We start from the raw sequence: 19,308 nt of genomic DNA on the forward strand, positions 1-19,308 counted from the left end.
ACGACCTCCTCGTGGTCGGGGTCGGGCAGCACCATCATACCCTTAGGGGTATGCGACCCGCCCACCGTCCGGCGGTCGCTCCCGGTCAACCGAGGGCGTCGGCCAGCAACGAGCCCATCGCGCGCAGGCCGGCGACCATCCGGTCGTCCGGCACGCCGGAGAAGCTCATCCGGGCGTGGTGGGCCTCCGGCCGCTCGGCGAAGAACGGTGTACCCGGCACGATGATGACGCCGGCCCGGGGGATGAGGACGTCGCGCTGGAACGCGGCGAGGTCGAGCCCCTCGGGGAAGGTGACCCACGTGAAGAGGCCGCCCTCGGCCCGGGTCCAGGAGATGCCGGGCGGGAAGTGCTCGGCCATCGTCGCGAGCATGAGGTCGCGCTGGTGCCGGTACACCGGGAGCATCGAGGCGATGTGCGCCTCGACGTCGTGACCGCCGAGGTACGCGGCGGCCGCCCGCATGTTCAGGGTGCCGTTCTGCGTGTCGGCGGCCAGCTTGAGCAGGGCCAGCTTCTCGCGGACCTCCGGCGTCGCCAGCGCCCACCCCAGCCGCAGGCCGGGCGCGAGGATCTTCGAGAACGAACCGAGGTGCACGACAAGGTTGTTCGGGTCGAGGTTGCGGATGGTCGGCAACCGCTCGCCCTCGTAGCGCAGCTCGCGGTAGGGCGTGTCCTCGAGGATCATCACGTCGTACCGTTCGGCGAGCTCGACGAGGTGCCGGCGCCGGGCGAGGCTCATCGTCCGGCCGGTCGGGTTCTGGAAGTCGGGCACCGTGTACACGAGCTTGACCCGGTCGGTCGTGCGCAGGACCTCTTCCAGCGCAACGGTGTCCATCCCCTCGTCGTCCATCGGCACCGAGCGGTACGACGGCTCGCACGGGTTGAAGGCGATGAGCGCCCCGAGGAACGTGGGCCGCTCGGTGACGACGACGTCGCCGGCGTCGACGAAGAGCTTGGCCGTCAGGTCGAGTCCCTGCTGGCCGCCCTGGGTGATGAGCACGTCGTCGGCGGTGCAGGGCATCCCGTCGGCGGTGAGGCGGGCGGCGACGAGGGCGCGCAGCTCGGGCAGCCCCTCGGACGCGGTGTACTGCAGCGCCGAGGCGTTGTCGGCCGTCAGCAGCGAGGCGTAGATCTCGTGCAGCTCCTCCACCGGGAAGAGCGTCGGGTCCGGGTAGCCCCCGGCGAACGACGTGATGCGCGGGTCGGTTGCGAGGGAGAGGAACTCGCGGATGGCCGAGGGCTGCACGCGCTCGGCGCGTCGGGCGAAGGCGGTCATCCGAAGGCCAGCCCGCCCGGCCGGCCCTCGCGCAGGGCGGCCAGGTGCTCGTCGTAGGTCATGACGTCGAACAGCGAGGTGCCGGCGAGGATGCGGGCCTGCAGGTCCTTCTCCCGCGTCTCGATGGCCTCGGCCCCGGCGAGCGCGGCCGCCATCTCCTCCTCGGACCCGACGACGAGGCCGTCGTCGTCACCCACGAGCACCTCACCCGGGCGCACCTCGACCCCGTCGAGCGACAGCGGAACCCCGGTCTCCGGCAACGCCGATGCGCCGAAGGCGTTGGGCGCGAACCCGACCGACCACACGGGCATCGTCAACCTCGAGAGGGCGGCCGTGTCGCGAGTCCGCCCGAGCACCACGAGCCCGGCCAGGCCGCGACGCTGGGCCTCGGTGCCGAACAGCTCGCCGGCCACCGCCCGGTCACCGCCCCCGGCGTCGACGACGAGGACGTCACCGTGCCCGCAGTCCCGCAGCGCGTGGATGACCGACACCAGGTCGCGGTTCGCCCGGGCCGTGACCACGCGGCCCACGAGGTGCCCCCCGGGCACGACCGGGCGCAGCCGGTGCGGCAGCACGCGCAGGACGGACGAGGCGTCGACGAGGCTCGTCGTCGAGAGTGCCGCCAGCCGGTCCTGCAGTCCCTGCTCGGTCATGGGGTGTCCTCTCCTCGTGCGGCGTCCCGTCGGTCCGAGCAGTCTCCGGGCCGTCCCCCGTCCGCGGCAACCGGCGTCCATCCCCCGTCTGCCGCACCCGGCGTGCGTTCCCACGTCTGCGGGGTCACACCCCGCGTGTGACGCACGAGACGGCACCCCGGTGGGCGGCGGAGGAGAGTGGGGGCATGGCCGAGAACGAGCTCTCCAGGCAGTCGGGCCAGCCCCGTGAAGGGACCGGCCCCCGACCGGTCGTCGCCGCGCTCGACGGGTCCTCGCACGAGGACGCCGTGCTCGCGTGGGCGGCGGCCCTCGCCGTCCGGGAGGGGGTGCGCCTCGACCTCGTCCACGTGGTCGAGCTGGGGATCGCGATGACCCCGTACTCGGTCTTCGCGGCCGAGACCCCGTGGTACGGGGAGCAGCTCGAGACCGACGCCCGGGCCCGGCTCGAGGTGGCCGCCGGCCGGCTCACGGCCCGCCACCCCGGGCTCGAGGTCCGGGTCCACGTGCCGTTCGGCTCGCCGTCCGCCGTCCTCGTCGGGCTCTCGGAGCGGGCCACGGTCGTCGTCGGGGCCTCCGCGCACGACCGGCTCGAGCGGTTGGTCCTCGGCTCGGTGGCCCTGGCCGTCGTGGCCCACGGGCACGGCACGGTGGTCGTCGTGCCCGAGTCCCTGCCGCCGGTCGAGCCGCACCGGGTCGTCGTCGGCGCCGACGGGAGCGAGGCGGGGGCGCGGGCGGTCGCGTACGCCGTGGCACAGGCCGCGTCGGTCGGTGGCCGGGTCACGGCCGTCACCGCGTGGACCGTCGAGATCGAGGACGGCGTCGTCGTCACCGAGCCCGGCAGCGACCGCTGGTCGCGCACGGAGTCGCGGCTCGTCGGGTCGGCCCGCGCCGCCCTCGCCGGTGCGCACGCCGCACACCCCGAGGTGCCGTTCGAGGTCGTCGTCCGCCACGGCAAGCCGGCGGCGGCGCTCCTCGAGGTCGCCCGGCAGGAGGAGGCCGACCTGCTCGTCGTCGGGCGGCGGGGCCGAGGCGGCTTCGCGGGGCTGCTCATGGGCAGCGTCAGCCGGGCCGTCGCCCAGCGCGCGCCCGTCCCCGTGGCCGTCGTCCACTGACGTCCGGCGACCCGACGGACGACACCGACCGACCGCAGGGCTGCGGCCGGTCGGTGTCGTCGGTGCGGGTGGCTCAGCCCATCGCCGCGCGCACGAGCGGAGCGAACCCGTCGCGGTAGCCGGCCTTGGTGGGGTGGTAGATGTCGAGGAGGCCGGTCGCCTTGCCCCAGACGTACGGGGTCGAGGCGCAGACGTCGTGGCCGGTGAACGACGGCACCGGGTCGAGGTAGGTGAAGCCCGCGGCGGCCGCCCGGGCCGCGACGACGCGGTCGAGGTGCGCGGCGACCCCGTTGAGCAGCACCGACTCCCGGCTGTTGACCCCGCTCGCCTGCGTGCACGACACCGAGGCGCCGAACGGCTTCGGGTAGCCGACGACCATCACCTTGGCTCCGGGCGCACGGGTGCGGATGTCGGCGTACGTCGCGTCGAGCTTCGCGGGCAGCTGCGCGTCGATGCGAGAGTCGACCTTGGCGACCGTGGAGCGGCACAGCAGCTCGTCCCAGCTGCTGAAGCAGGACAGGATGAGATCGGTGAAGCCGACGTCGTTGCCGCCGATGCTGATGGTCACGAAGTCCGTCGAGGCCGACAGCGCGGCGGTCTGGCCGCCGGTCACGTCCCCGGTCTCGGCCCCCGAGCAGGCCTTGAACGACAGGCTGGTGTTCGGGCGGGCCTTCGCGACGAGCGGGGCGTAGGCGAGGCTGCTGCGGTAGCAGGACAGGCTGAGGTCGGGCCACCCGGTGCCGTTGCCGGCGGCGTAGGAGTCACCGAGGGCGACGTACTGGTCGGGCTCGGCGGCGGCCGCCGACGGCAGCAGCGTCGCGGCGAGGAGCAGGGGGAGGGCCGCGACGGCGGCGGCCAGGGACCTCAGGCGGGGGCGAGCGGACAACGGGCACTCCTTCGTGCGGCGTCACGGGCGACGACGCGCCCCGGGTGCGCTCACTCTCACCCGGGTCGGCTCACCCCGCAACCGGGGCGAACGGCCAGGCCTCGACCATCCCCTCGGGGCGCCCGGGCTCGATGAAGTGCTCAAAGCCGAAGACGGTGGTGAAGACCTCGGGCGGCATCGCGAGCATCATCCCGACATCGCTGGTCTGGCTGGCGTGGGAGGCCAGGGCGGCCCGCTTGCGCTCGATTCGGTCGCGGACGTCGACCCGCCAGTGCAGCTCTGCCGCAGGGGTGCCCATCGGGTTGCCGTCGTCCATCGGCGCGTCGGGGTCCCAGTCGCCGTCCATGCCGGCGGCTCGGGCGGCCTCGAACATCCCGCGCATCGCGTCGCGGTTCATCGTCGACTCCAGGACGCGCGGGCGACGGGCGGCGAGCTCGACGCCCCGGTGCAGCACCCGGTGCACCTGCACGTGGTCGGGATGCCCGTAGCCGCCGTGCCAGTCGTAGCCGACCGCGACGTCGGCGTCCTCCTCGTCGAGGACGTCGGCGAACCGCCGGCCCGCCTCCTCGAGGTCGGCGGAGGTGAACGCACCGTCGTGGGCGTTCTGCTCCCAGCCGGTCATGCCGGAGTCGCTGTAGCCCAGCCACACGACGCGGTGGACGCCGATGGCCCGGGCCGAGGCCTCGAGCTCGCGACGGCGCCGGTCGACGAGGGTCTCGCCGGGTGCGAGGTCGTCGGGGGAGGTGCCGTGCTCGCCTCCGGTGGAGACGACGAGCACCACCCGGTGCCCCTCGTCGACGGCGCGGGCCATCGTCCCGGAGGTCTGGGAGGCCTCGTCGTCGGGGTGGGCGTGGAGGAAGACGATGGTCGGCACCCGCCCATCATGCCGACCGCCCCCGACACGGGGACGGTCGGCACCCCGGAGGGGTGGGTCCGGGATGGGTGCGGGGTGGGTCGGAAGGCGTCGGTCAGCCGACCGGACGCAGCGCCGGTGGGGTGGCGCGCACGGCCCGGGTCGACGGCGAGGCGACGAGCGCCTCGTCGACCACCAGCCGGCCCGTGCCCGTGTCGTAGCGGCCCGTGACGCGCACCGGCGAGCCGTAGGGCGCCCTCGACCCGTCGACGACGAAGGAGACGACCGGGCCGTCGACCGACGTCGTGCCGGAGTGCACGAGCGTGCCGTCCGGTCGCACGAGCCAGACCCGGCCGCCGTCCCGCTGGTCGGCGAGGAGGTAGGCGTCCAGGCTGTAGCGCTCGGAGCAGACCCGCTCGCGCAGGATCGCCCCGAGCAACCGGGGTGCACCGAGCACGGTCTCCGGCGCGCTGCCCCGCAGGCCGGCGTCGAGGGCCAGTGCGCCCGGGTGCCCCGAGCACACGTACGGGTGCACCGACGACGTCGCGACGGCGAGACCGGGCAGCTCGCGCTCGGCCGAGGCGACGATGGCCCGCTTGGGCATCGAGCCGCCGCGCGCCCACTCGATGGTGCGCCCGCGCTCGGCCGCGTACGAGGTCGTCGGCAGCGGCTCGACGAGGGCGGCCTCGAGGCCGTGCCGGTACGACAGCAGCGTGCGGGCCATCCGCAGGTCCCGCCCGACCGGTGTCGCGGGGTCGAGTGGCAGCCGGTCGAGGGCCTCGAGGGCGCCGGCGTCGCCGACCCGGCCGAGGGCGCCGACGACGCGCCGCAGCACGGCCGGGCTGTCGGTGCCGAGGGCGGCCTCGAGGGCGTCCTGGGTGGCCCGGCCGGGGATCCGGCCGAGGACGACGGCGGCCCGGGCGCGGACCCGTTCGTCCGCGTGGCCGAGGACGAGGTCACGGCTGAGGGCCGGCAGCGTGCCGGCGTCGCGGCGCGCGAGCACCGCGAGGCTCTCGCGCGCGACGTCGGGCCGGGTGGCCCGGGCCAGCCGGGCGAGCGCCGCGTCGGAGCGGTGGTCGAGGGGTGTGGGGTCGGTGGGCATGGTGTTCCTTCCTCAGCAGCCGCCGCGGACCTGGCAGCGGCCGCGCATCGTCGAGCCCTGGGAGGAGGTGAGCAGCACCGAGCTTCGGGTGCTCACCGCGCACCGGGTCTGGGCCATGAGGTTCTCCCGGGCGCTCGTGGCGGTGGGGCAGTCCTCACCGTGGTTGTGGGACAGGTTGAGGAAGTGGCCGAGCTCGTGGGCGACGGTGCGGGAGAACCCTTCCGCGTCGCGTCCGATCTCGCCGCCGATCAGCCCGTCGTCCTTGTCGCCCTTGTCGCAGTCGCCCGGCACCGGCGAGATCCCGACGAAGTCGGTGTCGCTGATGTTGCGGACGATGAACATGTCGACCCCGTCGTTGCGGACGCTCCACTCGTCGGAGAGGCTGTCCGCCTCCGACTCGCTACCGAGGTCGTCGCGGCCGTTCGATGCCGCCGCCGTCACCCAGAAGTACTGCACCCGACCGAGGCCGAGCTGGCGGGTCGCGTAGATCTGCCGGGTGCGGTGCACGGCGTAGTCGACCTTGTCGTCGGCGGCGGCCATGTCGGACGAGGAGAGCAGGTCGAGGCCGACCTCGATGAGGTTGAGGTTGACGTGGCCGCGCGACAGGCCGTCGAAGGCCTGCCCGAGCGAGACCGCGACCGGCGCGGAGGTGTCGGGGTCGGTGGGTGGTGTGCCGCGCCAGAAGCCGAGCACCTCGCGCATCACCGAGAGGTTCCCCGTGCCGCCGAGGCCCATGCAGGACATCGCCTGCCGCACGGACGCGACGGTCACGGCCCGACCCGTCCCTCGAGCTCGGTGACCCGGGCGGTGAGCGCGGTGACCTGGCTCTGCAGCGACGCGAGCACGGTCGCGACGTCCTGGCCGCCGACGTTCAGCTGCCCCGGCACGCTGACCGCGCCCTCGATGACCACCCCGCCGACGTAGTCGCGGTTGAAGTTCACGACGAGGGTGTCCTCCCACGCGTGGACCAGCGCCCGGCGGTAGGGGTTGCCGCGCCGGGGACGGAAGATCGTCGTCACGGCCCGGCGCTCCTTGCCGCCGTCGAGCATGAGGTCGGTGCCGAACTGCTGCACGATGCGCGAGCGGACGACCAGCCAGTCGCCGTTCGTCGCGCCGTGCACGGTCTTCAGGTCGTTGATCGTCACGCCGCCGGGGTAGTCGCGGTCCCAGTTGAGGGTCAGGCCGTCGTCGAAGTCGTGGACGAGCGCGCGCCGGAACGGGGTGTTGGTCTTGCGGCGGCCGGGGGTGTCGAGCATGAAGTCGCTCGTCGCGGACTTGGTGACGGCGGCCTCCAGGTGGATCCAGTCGCCGTCGAACCTGATGTCGGTCATCGTCTCGCCTCTCCTCGTGCGGTCGGTCGGGGGTGAGGAGGGTGGCCCGGGGGTGCTGATACACGCGGCGTCCCGAGGGGCCGCGATCAGGCCCGCACGCAACCCCCACACCGGGGGGCGGAGTCCCTACGGTGGCTCGTGGTCCGGCGACCGCCGGACGTCCCGGGGGAACGAGGAGGTTCCTGTGACCACCACAGACCAGGCCGACGCCGGCGGAGGACGCCGCGACGAGGTCGACCACGACACCGTCCCACCCGCCCGCACGGGCCTGCTCGTCGTCGCCGGCGTGCTGCTCGCGGTCCCGGTCGTGGCGCTGCTGTGGGTGAGCAGCTACAGCCGGGTCGAGCCGAGGCTCTGGGGCTTCCCGTTCTTCATCTGGTACCAGTTCCTCTGGGTCTTCCTCTGCTCCGCGTTCACCTACACCGCGTACCGCATCGTCCTCGTCGCCCGGCCGCACCGGCCGATGGTCGACGGCTCGGGCGACGCCTCGGGTGACGCCACGAACCGGACGGGGGAGCGGTCGTGAGCGGCATCGACGGCACCGCGCTCGTCGTCCTCGTCGTCCTGTTCCTCCTCGTCACCGTCATGGGCTTCCTCGCCACCCGGTGGCGGCGGCCGACGTCGATGGAGTCGCTCGACGAGTGGGGCCTCGGCGGACGCTCGTTCGGCACCTGGGTGACGTGGTTCCTGCTCGGCGGCGACCTCTACACGGCGTACACGTTCGTCGCCGTCCCCGCCGCGATGTTCGGCGCGGGTGCGGTCTCGGGCTTCTTCGCGGTGCCCTACACGATCGTGCTGTACCCGATCATCTTCGTCTTCATGGGGCGGCTCTGGTCGGTCAGCCACCGGCACGGCTACGTGACGACCGCGGACTTCGTGCGCGGCCGGTTCGGTTCTCGCGGACTGTCGCTCGCCGTCGCGGTCACCGGTTTCCTCGCGACGATGCCGTACATCGCGCTGCAGCTCGTCGGCATCCAGGCGGTGCTCGAGGTCATCGGGCTCGGCGGCGGCAGCAACGTCATCGCCAAGGACCTGCCGCTGTTCATCGCGTTCGCGCTGCTGGCGGCGTACACGTACTCGAGCGGCCTGCGCGCGCCGGCGGTCATCGCCTTCGTCAAGGACACGCTCATCTACCTCGTGATCATCATCGCGATCGTCTACCTGCCGAGCAAGGTCGGTGGGTGGGACGCCGTGTTCTCGGCGGCCGAGCAGAAGATGGCGAAGCCGAACCCGGTGGACGGCAAGCCCACCGGCGCGTTCATCCCCGGTGCCCAGGCGCAGTGGGCGTACGCGACGCTCGGGCTCGGGTCGGCGCTCGCGCTCTTCATGTACCCGCACTCGATCACGGCCAGCCTCTCGGCGAGCTCGCGGAACACCATCCGGCGCAACGCCGCCATCCTTCCGGCGTACTCGTTCGTCCTCGGGCTGCTGGCGCTCCTCGGCTGGGTGGCGATCGCCGCCGGCACCAGGCCGATCGGGCTCGACGGCAAGCCGAACGCGCAGCTGGTCATCCCGCAGCTCTTCGAGGACTCGTTCCCGTCGTGGTTCGCGGGAGTCGCGTTCGCGGCCATCGCGATCGGCGCACTCGTGCCTGCGGCCATCATGTCCATCGCGGCCGCGAACACCTTCACACGCAACATCTACAAGGAGTGGCTGAAGCCCGACGCGACGCCCAAGCAGGAGGCCAAGGTCTCCAAGCTCGTCTCCCTCGTCGTCAAGGCCTTCGCGCTGGTGTTCGTGCTCGCGCTCGACAAGCAGAACGCGATCAACTTCCAGCTGCTCGGCGGCATCTGGATCCTCCAGACCTTCCCCGCCGTCGTCCTCGGGCTCTACACCCGCTGGCTGCACCGCTGGGCCCTCACCGCCGGCTGGGCCGTCGGGATGGTCTACGGCACGTGGCAGGCGTGGAGCGTCGCGAACCCGCGAGCCGGCATCAACCACTTCGGCGGCTCGCTCGACACGATCCCGATCATCGGGCAGATGGGCTACATCGCGATGACGGCGTTCGTCATCAACCTGCTCGTGGCCGTCGTCGGCACGCTGGTGCTGCGGCTCGCGAAGGCGCCGGAGGGCGAGGACGAGACGATCCGGGGCGACTACTTCGCTGACGCGGGAGACCCCCGGGTCGAGAAGGTCGCCCAGCCCATCCACCAGGAGGCGCCCAACCCCTGACCCCTGTGCCGGGCGGGCGGCGGGCCGTGGTGTGAGCCGTGGTCTTCGCCCGCCCGGGCAGTTGGCAGGATGGGGCCATGCCTCCCACCCCCTCACCCCGGCTCGTCGAGCTCGCCCAGGCCCACGGGGTCGCGACGGAGTACTGGGACTGGCTGGGGCAGCACGTCGCGGTGTCGGCGCCCTCCATCCGCGCGGTGCTCGCAGCCCTCGGGGTGGCCGCGGCCGACGACGCCGAGGTCGAGGCCGCCCTCGCCGAGCACGCCGACGCCCCGTGGCGCCGGACCCTCCAGGCCACGGTCGTCGCCCGCGCCGGGCGCTCGCGCGAGGTCCTCGTGCACGTGCCCGCCGGGTCGGGGGTGAGCCTGCATGCCGAGCTCGAGGACGGCGGCCGGCGCTCGTTCACCCAGCTCGACCGGTGGGTCCCCGACCGCGTCGTCGACGGCGTGCCGGTGGGGCAGGCGACCTTCGAGGTGCCGGCCGACCTGCCGCTCGGGTGGCACCGCCTCGTCGCCGACGTCGACGCCACGCCGCTCGACCCCACGACGCTCACCAGCACCCTCGTCGTCACCCCCCAGCGCCTCGAGCTGCCCGAGCCGGTGGCCTCGCAGCGGGTCGTCGGGCTGATGGCCCAGCTCTACCAGGTGCGCTCGCCCGGCTCGTGGGGCGTCGGCGACCTGCGCGACCTCGCCGACCTCGCGTCGTGGGCCGCGGCCGCGCACGACGCCGACTTCGTCCTCGTCAACCCGCTGCACGCCGCCGAGCCGGTCAGCCCGATGGAACCCTCGCCCTACCTGCCGACGACCCGGCGGTTCGTCAACCCGCTGTACCTGCGGGTCGAGGACGTGTCCGAGGTCGCCTCCCTCGACGCCAGCGGCCACCGCCGGATGCTCGACCTCGCGGCGCGGGGCCGGGCGCTGGACGCGGGCGAGCGGATCGACCGCGACGCCGCCTGGGCGGTCAAGCGCGAGGCCCTGCGGCTCGTCCACGACGCCGGCCTCTCGGGCGCCCGGGCCGAGGCCTTCGCGGCCTACTGCGAGCGCGAGGGTGACGGCCTGTTGCGCTTCGCGACGTGGTGCGCGCTCGCCGACGTGCACGGGTTGCCGTTCACCGCCTGGCCCGAGGAGCTGCAGGACCCCGACGGACCGGCCGTCGCCGCGTTCCGCACCGGCCACGCCGACGAGGTCGACCTGCACCGCTGGATGCAGTGGCTGCTCGAGGACCAGCTCGCCGTCGCCCAACGGGAGGCCACGGCCGCCGGGATGTCGCTCGGGGTCGTCCACGACCTGGCCGTGGGGGTCCACCCCGTCGGGGCCGACGCGTGGGCGCTCGGCGACGCCCTGGCGCGTGGGGTCACCGTCGGGGCGCCGCCGGACCAGTTCAACCAGCTGGGGCAGAACTGGAGCCAGCCGCCGTGGCGCCCGGACCGGCTCGCCGAGCTCGGGTACGCGCCGTTCCGCGACATGGTGCGCACGGTGCTGCGTGACTCCGGAGGCATCCGGGTCGACCACATCCTCGGGCTGTTCCGGCTGTGGTGGATCCCCGCCGGGGGCACGCCCGCCGACGGCACGTACGTCTACTACGACGAGGAGGCGCTGCTCGGCATCCTCGTCCTCGAGGCGCAGCGGGCCGGGGCGGTCGTCATCGGCGAGGACCTCGGGGTCGTGGCGCCCAACGTCCGTGAGGTGCTCACCGAGCGGGGGCTGCTCGGCACGTCCATCCTCTGGTTCGAGTGGGACGGCGACCGGGTGCGGCCGCCGGAGTCCTACCGCGACCTGTGCCTCTCGTCGGTGACGGTGCACGACCTCCCGCCGACCGCGGGGTACCTGACCCTCGAGCACGTGGCCGTGCGCGAGCAGCTCGGGCTGCTCACCCGGCCGGTCGAGGAGGAGCGGGCCCTCGAGGAGTCGGCGATCGGGCGGGTGCGGGCGGCGCTGGAGTCGCGCGGGCTGCTGGCGCCCGGCGCCGACGTCGACGACACGGTCGTCGCGCTGCACCGCTGGCTCGCGCAGACCCCGAGCCGGATGCTCGCGGTGTCGCTGCCCGACATCGTCGGCGACCGCCGGGCCATCAACCAGCCGGGCACCAACGACGAGTACCCCAACTGGCGGCTGCCGCTGGCCGGGCCGGACGGGATGGCCGTGGACCTCGACGACATCCGCGAGTCCCCGCTCGCCGACCCCCTCTTCGACGCCCTCCGCGGCCGGTAGCCCGGAGCGGCGCAGCGGGGGCCCGCCCCTGCCTTGCTGCCAGGAAGCGTTCCTGGTGGTGTGGGTGGGGTGACTGCCCCTGCTGGGCTGCCAGGAAGCGTTCCTGGTGGTGTGGGTGGGGTGGCTGCCCCTGCTGGGCTGCCAGGAAGCGTTCCTGGTGGTGTGGGTGGGGTGGCTGCCCCTGCTGGGCTGCCAGGAAGCGTTCCTGGTGGTGTGGGTGGGGTGACTGCCCCTGCTGGGCTCCCAGGAAGCGTTCCTGGTGGTGTGGGTGGGGTGGCTGCCCCTGCTGGGCTGCCAGGAAGCGTTCCTGGTGGTGTGGGTGGGGTGACTGCCCCTGCTGGGCTGCCAGGAATCGTTCCTGGTGGCGGTGACGGCGTGTCGGGCGCCACCACCTGCTCCCGGCACGGGTGCGTCAGGCGGCGCGATGCGACCACGGTGAGTGAGGAGTCGCGCGGACGTCTGGACGCGGCCGTCGGGTGGCGACGGCGTAGGCGTCCTCGAAGCGGCGCAGCACCACCTCCGGCTGGTGCTCGATCCGGCGTGGCGTGACCCCGACGACGACGATGCCGGCCACCGTCAGCGAGCTGTCGCCGTCGACCGTGGCGTCCCAGTCCTCACCGTGTGAGTGGTACCGGTGGGAATGCACCATGCCGGCGAGGGCGACCTCGTCGAACCAGACGTCGGGGGTCAGCAGCACGACGCCTCCGGCGCTCTCGAGACCGGGGTTCAGCCACGGCTCGGGCAGGACGGTGGAGGTCCGGAGAACGGTCAGCAACCCGCTCTCCGGACGTGACCACGCCCCCGTGGCGGCAGCCGCCAGGCCAACCCGGACGACGCCTCCGGGGGCAGCGCGCGTGCGGTGGACCCACTCGGTGAGATCGTCGAGGGAGGCTGCGCGTCGCTGCACCGCCTCAACGAGGATGGCCGTCGCCTCACCACCGGTGCGGGTGGCGCCGGCGGCGTCGACTGCGGCTCGAGCGGGGGACGACATCCGCAGCGGGCCGCGGACCACGACGCCGGGATCACGCAAGGCCGTGCGACGCACGCAGGCGAACCCGGCCTGCCGGTCGGAGCCGGAGCGCGGCACGACGAGGTGGACCGTCCCGCCCTCGTCGGCCGAGGTGATGCCGTGCAGGCGCGCGGCGGTAGGACCGGCGAGCACCGCGTCGGGGCCGGCCCAGAGGAGTGCCGCCACAAGCCTCTGCCGCGGCCTGGGCTCCTGGCGCGTCAGCATGACGACGTGGGGGAGGAGCAGACGCCAGGCACGGCCGGCGTTCCAGCGCCACGCCTCCGGCGTCACCCCGTGGGCGAGCAGCTGGGAGCGGCTCGCGACGCCGTCCTGGCGCGCGAGCAGCTCGAGGACCGCGAATGGCAGCTCTGGCACGCGGCCATCGTGCGCATCGACGACGGTCGTCGTCGAGGGCGCCGCCGGGGTTGTGGACGACGACCGGTGGAGGCGGACCTGTGGACGACGGCGGGCCGAGTGGCGGCCTTGCTGGGGTCGGGCTGGGGGCGATCACCCCATCCCAGCCGCCAGGAGGCCGTCCTGGCGGCAGACGTGGGGTGCGGGCGGACCCGGTAGCGGGCGGTTCGAGGTATCCGGCCACCGTGTGACGGCAGCGGGATACCTCGAACCGCGGGGTCGGGGCCGGTCAGTCGAGCTGGGCGGCGAAGCGCTCGGCGAAGGGCGCCCACGAGGAACGCAGCGCCTCCCGGGCCGCCTCGACCGAGGCCAGCACCTCCCGGTCGGCGTCCTCGAGACCGTGCGGGCGCTCCCAGCGCAGCCAGTCGGCGAACACCTCGGGGGAGGTCTCGGGATGGAACTGCACACCCCAGGCCCGCAGCCCGAACCGCAGCGCCTGCGGCCGGCCGTCGGGCAGCCGCGCGAGCACCGTCGCGCCGGGCGGCACGTCGAGCACGACGTCGTCGTTGAAGTGCACCGCGAGCGAGCCGCCCAGCCCGGCGAGCAGCGGGTCGCCCATGCCGTCGGTCGTCAGGGCCACCGGCACGACCCCGGCCGTGCGCCCCGTGGGGTTGCGGTCCACTCGGCCGCCGAGCGCCACCGACGCCAGCTGGTGCCCGAGGCACACGCCGAGGACGGGCAGCCCGCGCCGCACGGAGTCGCGCACGAGCTCCTTGGTCGGTGTCAGCCAGGGGTGCTCGGCGTCGTCGTTGGCGCCCATCGCACCGCCGAGCACGACGAGCCCGTCGGCACCGGTCCCCGCCAGCCGCTGCGGCACCGGCTCGCCGAGGAAGCCGCGGACCACCGACAGCTCGACCCCGAGGTCCTCCCACCACCCACCGAGCCAGCCCGGCGGGTCGTCCGGTTCGTGCTGGACGACGAGGAGCCGCCGAGCCATCAGCCCACCTGGGCGCCGACGAGCGACCCGATGCCGTACGTGACGGCCATCGCCAGCAGCCCGCCGACGACGACGCGCACCGTGGCCCGCCGGGCGTCGGAGTCGCCGAGCCGGGCGCTGAGCAGCCCGGTGAAGGCGAGGGCGAGGACGACGGCGACGACGGTCACCGGCACACGCCACCCCGTCGGGGGCAGGACGATCGCCAGCAGCGGGAGCACGGCGCCGACGGTGAACGCGACCATCGAGGCCCAGGCCGCGTGCCAGGGGTTGGTGAAGTTCTCGGGGTCGATGCCGAGCTCGGCCTCCGCGTGGGCCGCCAGGGCGTCGTGCGCCGTCAGCTCGGAGGCGACCTGCAGGGCGAGCTCGGGGGAGAGGCCCTTGCCCTCGTAGATCTCGGCGAGCTCCGCGAGCTCGGCCTCGGGCTCCTCGCGCAGCTCGCGGACCTCCTTGGCGATGAGGGCGCGCTCGGAGTCGCGCTGCGTGCTCACCGACACGTACTCGCCGACGGCCATGCTCAGCGCACCGGCGGCCAGCCCCGCGAGACCGGCGGTGAGCACCGCGCCGCGGTCGGTCGTCGCGGCGGCGACACCGATGACCAGGCCGGCGGTCGAGACGATGCCGTCGTTGGCGCCGAGGACACCGGCGCGCAGCCAGTTGAGGCGCGAGGCCATCGACCCGTCGTGCGCCTCGGTGTGCGCGTCGAGGGCCTCCTCGAGCGACTCCGGGGTCTCCGGGCGGACCTCAGCCATCGAGCACCACGCCCTCGGCCCGGGCCGCCGCGGAGATGCGGTGCGCCAGCTCGATGTCGAGCTGGGTCAGCCCACCGGCGTCGTGGGTGCTCAGCAGCCAGCGCGTCGTGCGCCAGCGGATGTCGATGTCGGGGTGGTGGTTCATCTGCTCCGCCTCGTCGGCGGCGGCCACGACGAGGCGGACGGCGGCCGGGAAGTCGGGGGCCTCGAGGGTCGCCACGATGGCGTCGCCCTCGCGGGCCCAGCCGGGGAGGTCGCCCAGCTGGCGGGTGACCTCGTCGTCGGTGAGGAGTCGGCTCATCCCGACATCATCGGCCACCGGCGACCCCGGTGGCAGGTCAGGTGAGCCTCACCCGTCAGAAGCCCGCGGGGCCGGCCTGGTTGCCCGTCGGGTGGATCTGGGCCTCGGCGACGGACGCCGGCCCGATGGCGTCGCCGTCGTCCGACCCCCGCCAGTCCTGCACGGTCGCCGTGGCCGTCACCTCGTGCCGCTGGATCTCACCGCGCGCGATCTCCTCGGCGAAGTGGCAGGCGACGCGGTGCGACGCCGGCACGCCGTCGACCTCGACGACCCGCAGCTGCGGGCGCTCGTCGTCGCAGCGGGTCTCCTGGCGCCAGGGGCAGCGGGTGTGGAACCGGCACCCTGCCGGCGGGCGCGAGGGCGAGGGCAGGTCGCCGACGAGCAGGATCTGCTCGCGCGCGTCCTCGGCGGCCGGGTCGGGCACCGGGACGGCCGACAGCAGCGCCCGCGTGTACGGGTGCAGGGGCGTCGCGTACAGGTCGTCGGCGGTGGCCTCCTCGACGAGCCCGCCGAGGTACATGACCCCGATCCGGTCGCTGATGTGCCGGACGACGGCCAGGTCGTGCGCGACGACGAGGTAGGTGAGGTCGAACTCGTCCTGCAGCTGCTCGAGCAGGTTGATGACCTGCGCCTGCACCGAGACGTCGAGGGCCGAGACCGGCTCGTCGGCGACAATGAGCTTCGGCTCGACGGCGAGCGCGCGGGCGATGCCGATGCGCTGGCGCTGGCCGCCGGAGAACTCGTGCGGGTACTTCTTGAGCGCGGCGGCGGGCAGGCCCACGGCCGCGAGCAGCTCGCGCAGCCGCTTCGCCGTGGCCGCGTCGTCGGTCGCGAGGCCGTGCGCCTTCATCCCCTCGACGAGGAGGGACTCGACCGACTGGCGCGGGTCGAGGCTGCTCATGGGGTCCTGGAAGACCATCTGGAAGTCCTTGCGGCGCTTCCGGAGCTCGGTGCCCCTGAGCGAGGAGATGTCGGTGCCGTCGACGAGCACCGTTCCGTCGGTGGGCGGCTCGAGGTTGAGGATGGCCTTGCCGAGCGTCGACTTGCCGCAGCCGGACTCGCCGACCAGGCCGTAGGTCTCACCCCTGCGGATCTGGAGGTCGACCCCGTCGACGGCGTAGACGTACCCGACGGTCTTGTCGAAGATCACGCCGCGCTTGATGGGGAAGTGCACCTTGACGCCGCGGGCGTCGACGAGCAGGTCGCGGTCGTCGGCCTCCGGCGTGACGCCCTCGGGCCCGGGCGAGGCGGTCTCGGCGGCGGTCGTCATCGCGGTCCTCCGACGGGGTTGAAGCAGCGCAGGGCCCGACCGGCGGACTCCTCGAGGGGCGGGGTCTGCTGCGTGCAGACGTCGATCGGCTGCGAGCACCGGGGGGCGAACGCGCACGCGTGGGCCCAGGGCAGGTTGTCCGACACCGAGCCCGGGATGGGCGTGAGCGGGGCCCGGTCGGTGTCGAGCCGGGGGATCGAGGCGAGCAGCCCGTTCGTGTACGGGTGGCGCGGCTCGCCGAACAGGGCGTGGCGCTCGGCCCGCTCGACGATGCGCCCGCCGTACAGGACGTTGACCTCGTCGCACAGCCCGGCCACGACGCCGAGGTCGTGGGTGATCATGACCAGCGCGGTGCCGGTGTCCTGCACCAGCTCCTTGAGCAGGCTGAGGATCTGGGCCTGGATGGTGACGTCGAGCGCGGTGGTCGGCTCGTCGGCGATGAGCAGCCGCGGTGCGCAGGCCAGCGCCATCGCGATGAGCGCGCGCTGGCGCATGCCGCCGCTCATCTGGTGCGGGTAGTCCTTGAGCCGGCGGTCGGGGTCGGGGATGCCGACCCGCTGGAGCAGCTCGCGCGCCAGCGGCGTCGCGGCCTTGCGCGACATCTTGCGGTGCCGCTCGAGGATCTCGGTCACCTGCAGGCCCACGGGCACGACCGGGTTCAGCGAGGAGAGCGGGTCCTGGAAGATCATCGCGATGTCGCGCCCGCGCCGGTCGCGCATCTCGCCGGGGGACAGGCGCAGCAGGTCGGTGCCGTCGAAGGTCGCGCTGCCCTCGACCCGGTTGCCCCGGTCCGGGAGCAGGCCCATGATCGCGAGCGAGGTGACCGACTTGCCGCAGCCGGACTCGCCGACGAGGCCGACGGTCTGGCCCGGGCGGACGTCGAACGAGACGCCGTCGACGGCGGTGAAGGACTCCTCGCCCTGGCGGGTGAAGGTGACCGTGAGGTCGCGGACCGAGAGCAGCGGCTCGTCGCCGTGCCGGTTCTCCCGGGGTGTGGTCGCCGTGGCGGTCATCGGCGTCTCACCTCCTGCTCTTGGGGTCGAGGGCCTCGCGCAGCGACTCGCCCATCAGGGTGAAGCCGAGGGCCACGACGATGATGCACAGCGCCGGGTACACGGCGAGGTGCGGGTTGTCGTAGATGAACTGCTGGGCCGACCCGAGCATCGCGCCCCACTCCGGCCGGCGGTCGTCGGGGTTGCCGAGCCCGAGGAAGGACAGCGCCGCGGCGTCGATGATCGAGGTCGCGAGCACGAGCGTGGACTGGACGATGAGCGGCCCGAGCGAGTTGGGCAGCATGTGCCGGAACACCACCGCCCGCTCGCTGACCCCGAGGGCGCGGGCGGCGAGCACGTGGTCGCTGTGCCGCTGGGCGAGCATCGACCCCCGCAGCAGGCGGGCGAAGATCGGCACCTGCACGGCGGCGACGGCGATGATGACCGTCAGCTGGCTCGGCCGGGAGGCCAGGGCCGCGATGGAGAAGGCGAGCAGCAGCGAGGGGATCGAGAGCAGGACGTCGACGATGCGCATGACGAGCGCGTCGACCCACCCTCCGAAGGCCCCCGCGAGGATGCCGAGGGACATGCCGCCGGCGAGACCGAAGACCGTCGCGAAGACCCCGACGATGAGCGTCTGCTGGCTGCCGACGAGCAGGCGGGAGAGGAAGTCGCGCCCCGCGTTGTCGCCGCCGAGGGGGAAGCCCGGCTGGGGGCCGGGGATCGGGTTGGTCTGCTGGCGGACCTGGTCGATGAGCGGGGCGGCGGCCGGGTCGTTCGGCGCGATGAACGGCGAGAAGAGCGCCAGCACGACGAAGAGCAGGGTGATGACGGCGCCGAGCAGGAAGACCGGGTTGCGGCGCAGGCGCTTCCACGCACTGGCGATGAGCGAGACGCCGGGCTTCTCGTCGACCGTCCCGGCCTCGCGCACGAGGGTGTCGGTGCCGCCGGCCGTGGCGGCGAGGTCGTCGATGCGGTCCTTGCGGCGGTTCATGGGGTTCGTGGGGCTCATCGGGTCCTCACCCTCGGGTCGATGACCGCGTACGCGATGTCGACGAGCAGGTTGATCACGACGTAGATGACCGCGGCCGCGAGGATGAGCACCTGGAGCACGGCGTAGTCGCGGTTGCGGAAGGCGTCGGCGAGGGCGCTGCCGATGCCGCCGAAGTTGAAGACGGTCTCGGTGAGCACCGCCCCGGCGAGCAGGCCACCGGTCTGGAGGCCGATCGTCGTCACGACGGGGAGCAGGGCGTTGCGCAGCACGTGGCGACCGCGGATGACCCGGGCGGTGAGGCCCTTGGACTCGGCGGTGCGCACGTAGTCCTCGCCCAGCACCTCGATGACCGAGGCCCGGGTGATCCGGTAGATGACGGCGAACGGGATGGTGGCCAGCGCGATCGAGGGCAGCACGAGGTGCTTGAGCGCGCTGACCGAACAGTCGAACTCGCGGGTCAGCAGCCCGTCGAGGACGAAGAAGTTCGTGACCCGCGTGCAGCCGAGGCTGTCCTGCCGGCCGGAGACCGGGAAGACGTTGTGCTCGACGGCCAGCTGGTACTTGAGGAGGAAGGCGAGGAAGAAGACGGGGACCGCGACGCCGACGAGCGAGGCGATGACCAGGCCGCTGTCGAGGACGCCGTTGGCCCGCCGCGCCGACACGTACCCGAGGGGGATCGCGAGGACGACGGCGATGGCGAGGGAGAAGAAGCTCAGCTCGATGGTGGCCGGGAAGCGGCTGAAGAAGATGTCGAGCGCGTCGGCGCCCGGGAGGACCTTGGTCGAGGCGCCGAAGTCGCCGCGCAGCGCCCGCCCGAGGAACTTGGCGTACTGCACCCAGACGGGCTGGTCGAGGCCGAGGGCCTTGGTGAGGGCGGCCCGGGTCTCGGGCGTGGCCCGCTCACCGAGGATCGCCGAGACGGTGCCTCCGGGGAGGGACCGCAGCCAGAAGAACAGGAGCAGGGAGAGGATGAAGACCACCCCGACCATCTGGAGCAGTCGTCTGATGATGAATCTCGCCAACGGTGGCTCCTGGTGTCTCCGGTGGACGGCA

19 protein-coding genes are annotated in these 19,308 nt (G+C 73.4%); 4 read left to right on the forward strand and 15 right to left on the reverse strand.

Annotated features, from left to right (window positions below; translation table 11 throughout):
- Positions 1 to 85 precede the first annotated feature (85 nt).
- Both G7075_RS01575 and G7075_RS01580 read right to left on the reverse strand, forming a co-directional pair.
- Positions 86 to 1,273, reverse strand: coding sequence for a PLP-dependent aminotransferase family protein (locus tag G7075_RS01575; RefSeq protein WP_166118196.1), 1,188 nt, complete (start codon positions 1,271 to 1,273; stop codon positions 86 to 88).
- Entirely contained in the window at positions 1,270 to 1,926 is a 657-nt protein-coding gene (locus G7075_RS01580) for an RraA family protein (protein ID WP_166118199.1), read from the reverse strand. Before G7075_RS01580 ends, G7075_RS01575 begins: the two co-directional genes overlap by 4 nt.
- Positions 1,927 to 2,111: 185 nt before the next feature.
- Here G7075_RS01580 and G7075_RS01585 point away from each other — a divergent pair, with 185 nt between their 5' ends.
- Positions 2,112 to 3,038: a universal stress protein gene (locus G7075_RS01585; protein WP_166118202.1), complete on the forward strand. Its 927-nt coding sequence runs from the start codon at positions 2,112 to 2,114 to the stop codon at positions 3,036 to 3,038.
- 73 nt (positions 3,039 to 3,111) lie between these two features.
- On the opposite strand, the gene G7075_RS01590 is transcribed toward G7075_RS01585, so the two are convergent.
- The 5 genes from G7075_RS01590 to G7075_RS01610 all read right to left on the reverse strand — a co-directional run bounded on the left by G7075_RS01590 (position 3,112) and on the right by G7075_RS01610 (position 7,210).
- The gene (locus G7075_RS01590) at positions 3,112 to 3,924 is read right to left on the reverse strand and encodes an SGNH/GDSL hydrolase family protein (protein ID WP_166118205.1); all 813 of its coding nucleotides are present in this window, start codon (positions 3,922 to 3,924) and stop codon (positions 3,112 to 3,114) included.
- Between the two features lie 70 nt (positions 3,925 to 3,994).
- Positions 3,995 to 4,798 (reverse strand): PIG-L family deacetylase, encoded by an 804-nt coding sequence (locus G7075_RS01595; protein WP_166118208.1) that lies wholly within the window; start codon positions 4,796 to 4,798, stop codon positions 3,995 to 3,997.
- 94 nt (positions 4,799 to 4,892) lie between these two features.
- The gene (locus G7075_RS01600; protein WP_166118211.1) at positions 4,893 to 5,879 is read right to left on the reverse strand and encodes a HEAT repeat domain-containing protein; all 987 of its coding nucleotides are present in this window, start codon (positions 5,877 to 5,879) and stop codon (positions 4,893 to 4,895) included.
- Between the two features lie 12 nt (positions 5,880 to 5,891).
- Positions 5,892 to 6,650, reverse strand: a complete 759-nt coding sequence (locus tag G7075_RS01605) for a M43 family zinc metalloprotease (protein ID WP_166118213.1) — start codon at positions 6,648 to 6,650, stop codon at positions 5,892 to 5,894.
- The gene (locus G7075_RS01610) at positions 6,647 to 7,210 is read right to left on the reverse strand and encodes a hypothetical protein (RefSeq protein ID WP_166118216.1); all 564 of its coding nucleotides are present in this window, start codon (positions 7,208 to 7,210) and stop codon (positions 6,647 to 6,649) included. The genes G7075_RS01605 and G7075_RS01610 overlap by 4 nt, the downstream gene beginning before the upstream one ends.
- A gap of 184 nt (positions 7,211 to 7,394) precedes the next feature.
- On the opposite strand from G7075_RS01610, the gene G7075_RS20120 reads away from it, so the two are divergent.
- From G7075_RS20120 to malQ, 3 genes are all read left to right on the forward strand, one after another.
- Entirely contained in the window at positions 7,395 to 7,736 is a 342-nt protein-coding gene (locus tag G7075_RS20120) for a DUF3311 domain-containing protein (RefSeq protein WP_205860597.1), read from the forward strand.
- Positions 7,733 to 9,382: a monocarboxylate uptake permease MctP gene (mctP, locus tag G7075_RS01620; protein ID WP_166118222.1), complete on the forward strand. Its 1,650-nt coding sequence runs from the start codon at positions 7,733 to 7,735 to the stop codon at positions 9,380 to 9,382. Before G7075_RS20120 ends, mctP begins: the two co-directional genes overlap by 4 nt.
- 77 nt (positions 9,383 to 9,459) lie before the next feature.
- On the forward strand, positions 9,460 to 11,589 hold the full coding sequence (gene malQ, locus G7075_RS01625) for a 4-alpha-glucanotransferase (RefSeq protein ID WP_166118225.1): 2,130 nt from the start codon (positions 9,460 to 9,462) through the stop codon (positions 11,587 to 11,589).
- 412 nt (positions 11,590 to 12,001) lie between these two features.
- Here the strand turns inward: malQ and G7075_RS01630 are convergent, their stop codons facing one another.
- From G7075_RS01630 to G7075_RS01665, 8 genes are all read right to left on the reverse strand, one after another.
- Positions 12,002 to 12,973 (reverse strand): hypothetical protein, encoded by a 972-nt coding sequence (locus G7075_RS01630; RefSeq protein WP_166118228.1) that lies wholly within the window; start codon positions 12,971 to 12,973, stop codon positions 12,002 to 12,004.
- Positions 12,974 to 13,241: 268 nt separating this feature from the next.
- Complete coding sequence (locus tag G7075_RS01635) at positions 13,242 to 13,949, reverse strand: type 1 glutamine amidotransferase (protein WP_166118231.1); 708 nt, start codon at positions 13,947 to 13,949, stop codon at positions 13,242 to 13,244.
- Positions 13,949 to 14,698, reverse strand: a complete 750-nt coding sequence (locus G7075_RS01640; RefSeq protein ID WP_166118234.1) for a VIT family protein — start codon at positions 14,696 to 14,698, stop codon at positions 13,949 to 13,951. Before G7075_RS01640 ends, G7075_RS01635 begins: the two co-directional genes overlap by 1 nt.
- Positions 14,691 to 14,999 carry a 4a-hydroxytetrahydrobiopterin dehydratase gene (locus G7075_RS01645; RefSeq protein WP_166118237.1) on the reverse strand — a complete coding sequence of 103 codons (309 nt, stop codon included), beginning with the start codon at positions 14,997 to 14,999 and terminating at the stop codon, positions 14,691 to 14,693. The genes G7075_RS01640 and G7075_RS01645 overlap by 8 nt, the downstream gene beginning before the upstream one ends.
- Before the next feature lie 55 nt (positions 15,000 to 15,054).
- Positions 15,055 to 16,269, reverse strand: a complete 1,215-nt coding sequence (locus G7075_RS01650) for an ABC transporter ATP-binding protein (RefSeq protein WP_166118241.1) — start codon at positions 16,267 to 16,269, stop codon at positions 15,055 to 15,057.
- A complete protein-coding gene (locus G7075_RS01655) occupies positions 16,266 to 17,282 on the reverse strand; it encodes an ABC transporter ATP-binding protein (RefSeq protein WP_166118244.1) in 1,017 nt (338 codons plus the stop codon). The genes G7075_RS01650 and G7075_RS01655 overlap by 4 nt, the downstream gene beginning before the upstream one ends.
- A gap of 7 nt (positions 17,283 to 17,289) precedes the next feature.
- On the reverse strand, positions 17,290 to 18,273 hold the full coding sequence (locus tag G7075_RS01660) for an ABC transporter permease (protein ID WP_166118247.1): 984 nt from the start codon (positions 18,271 to 18,273) through the stop codon (positions 17,290 to 17,292).
- The gene (locus tag G7075_RS01665; RefSeq protein WP_166118250.1) at positions 18,270 to 19,277 is read right to left on the reverse strand and encodes an ABC transporter permease; all 1,008 of its coding nucleotides are present in this window, start codon (positions 19,275 to 19,277) and stop codon (positions 18,270 to 18,272) included. The genes G7075_RS01660 and G7075_RS01665 overlap by 4 nt, the downstream gene beginning before the upstream one ends.
- Positions 19,278 to 19,308 lie beyond the last annotated feature (31 nt).

The sequence above is a fragment of the Phycicoccus sp. HDW14 genome (assembly GCF_011383005.1).
Taxonomy (GTDB): Bacteria; Actinomycetota; Actinomycetes; order Actinomycetales; family Dermatophilaceae; genus Phycicoccus.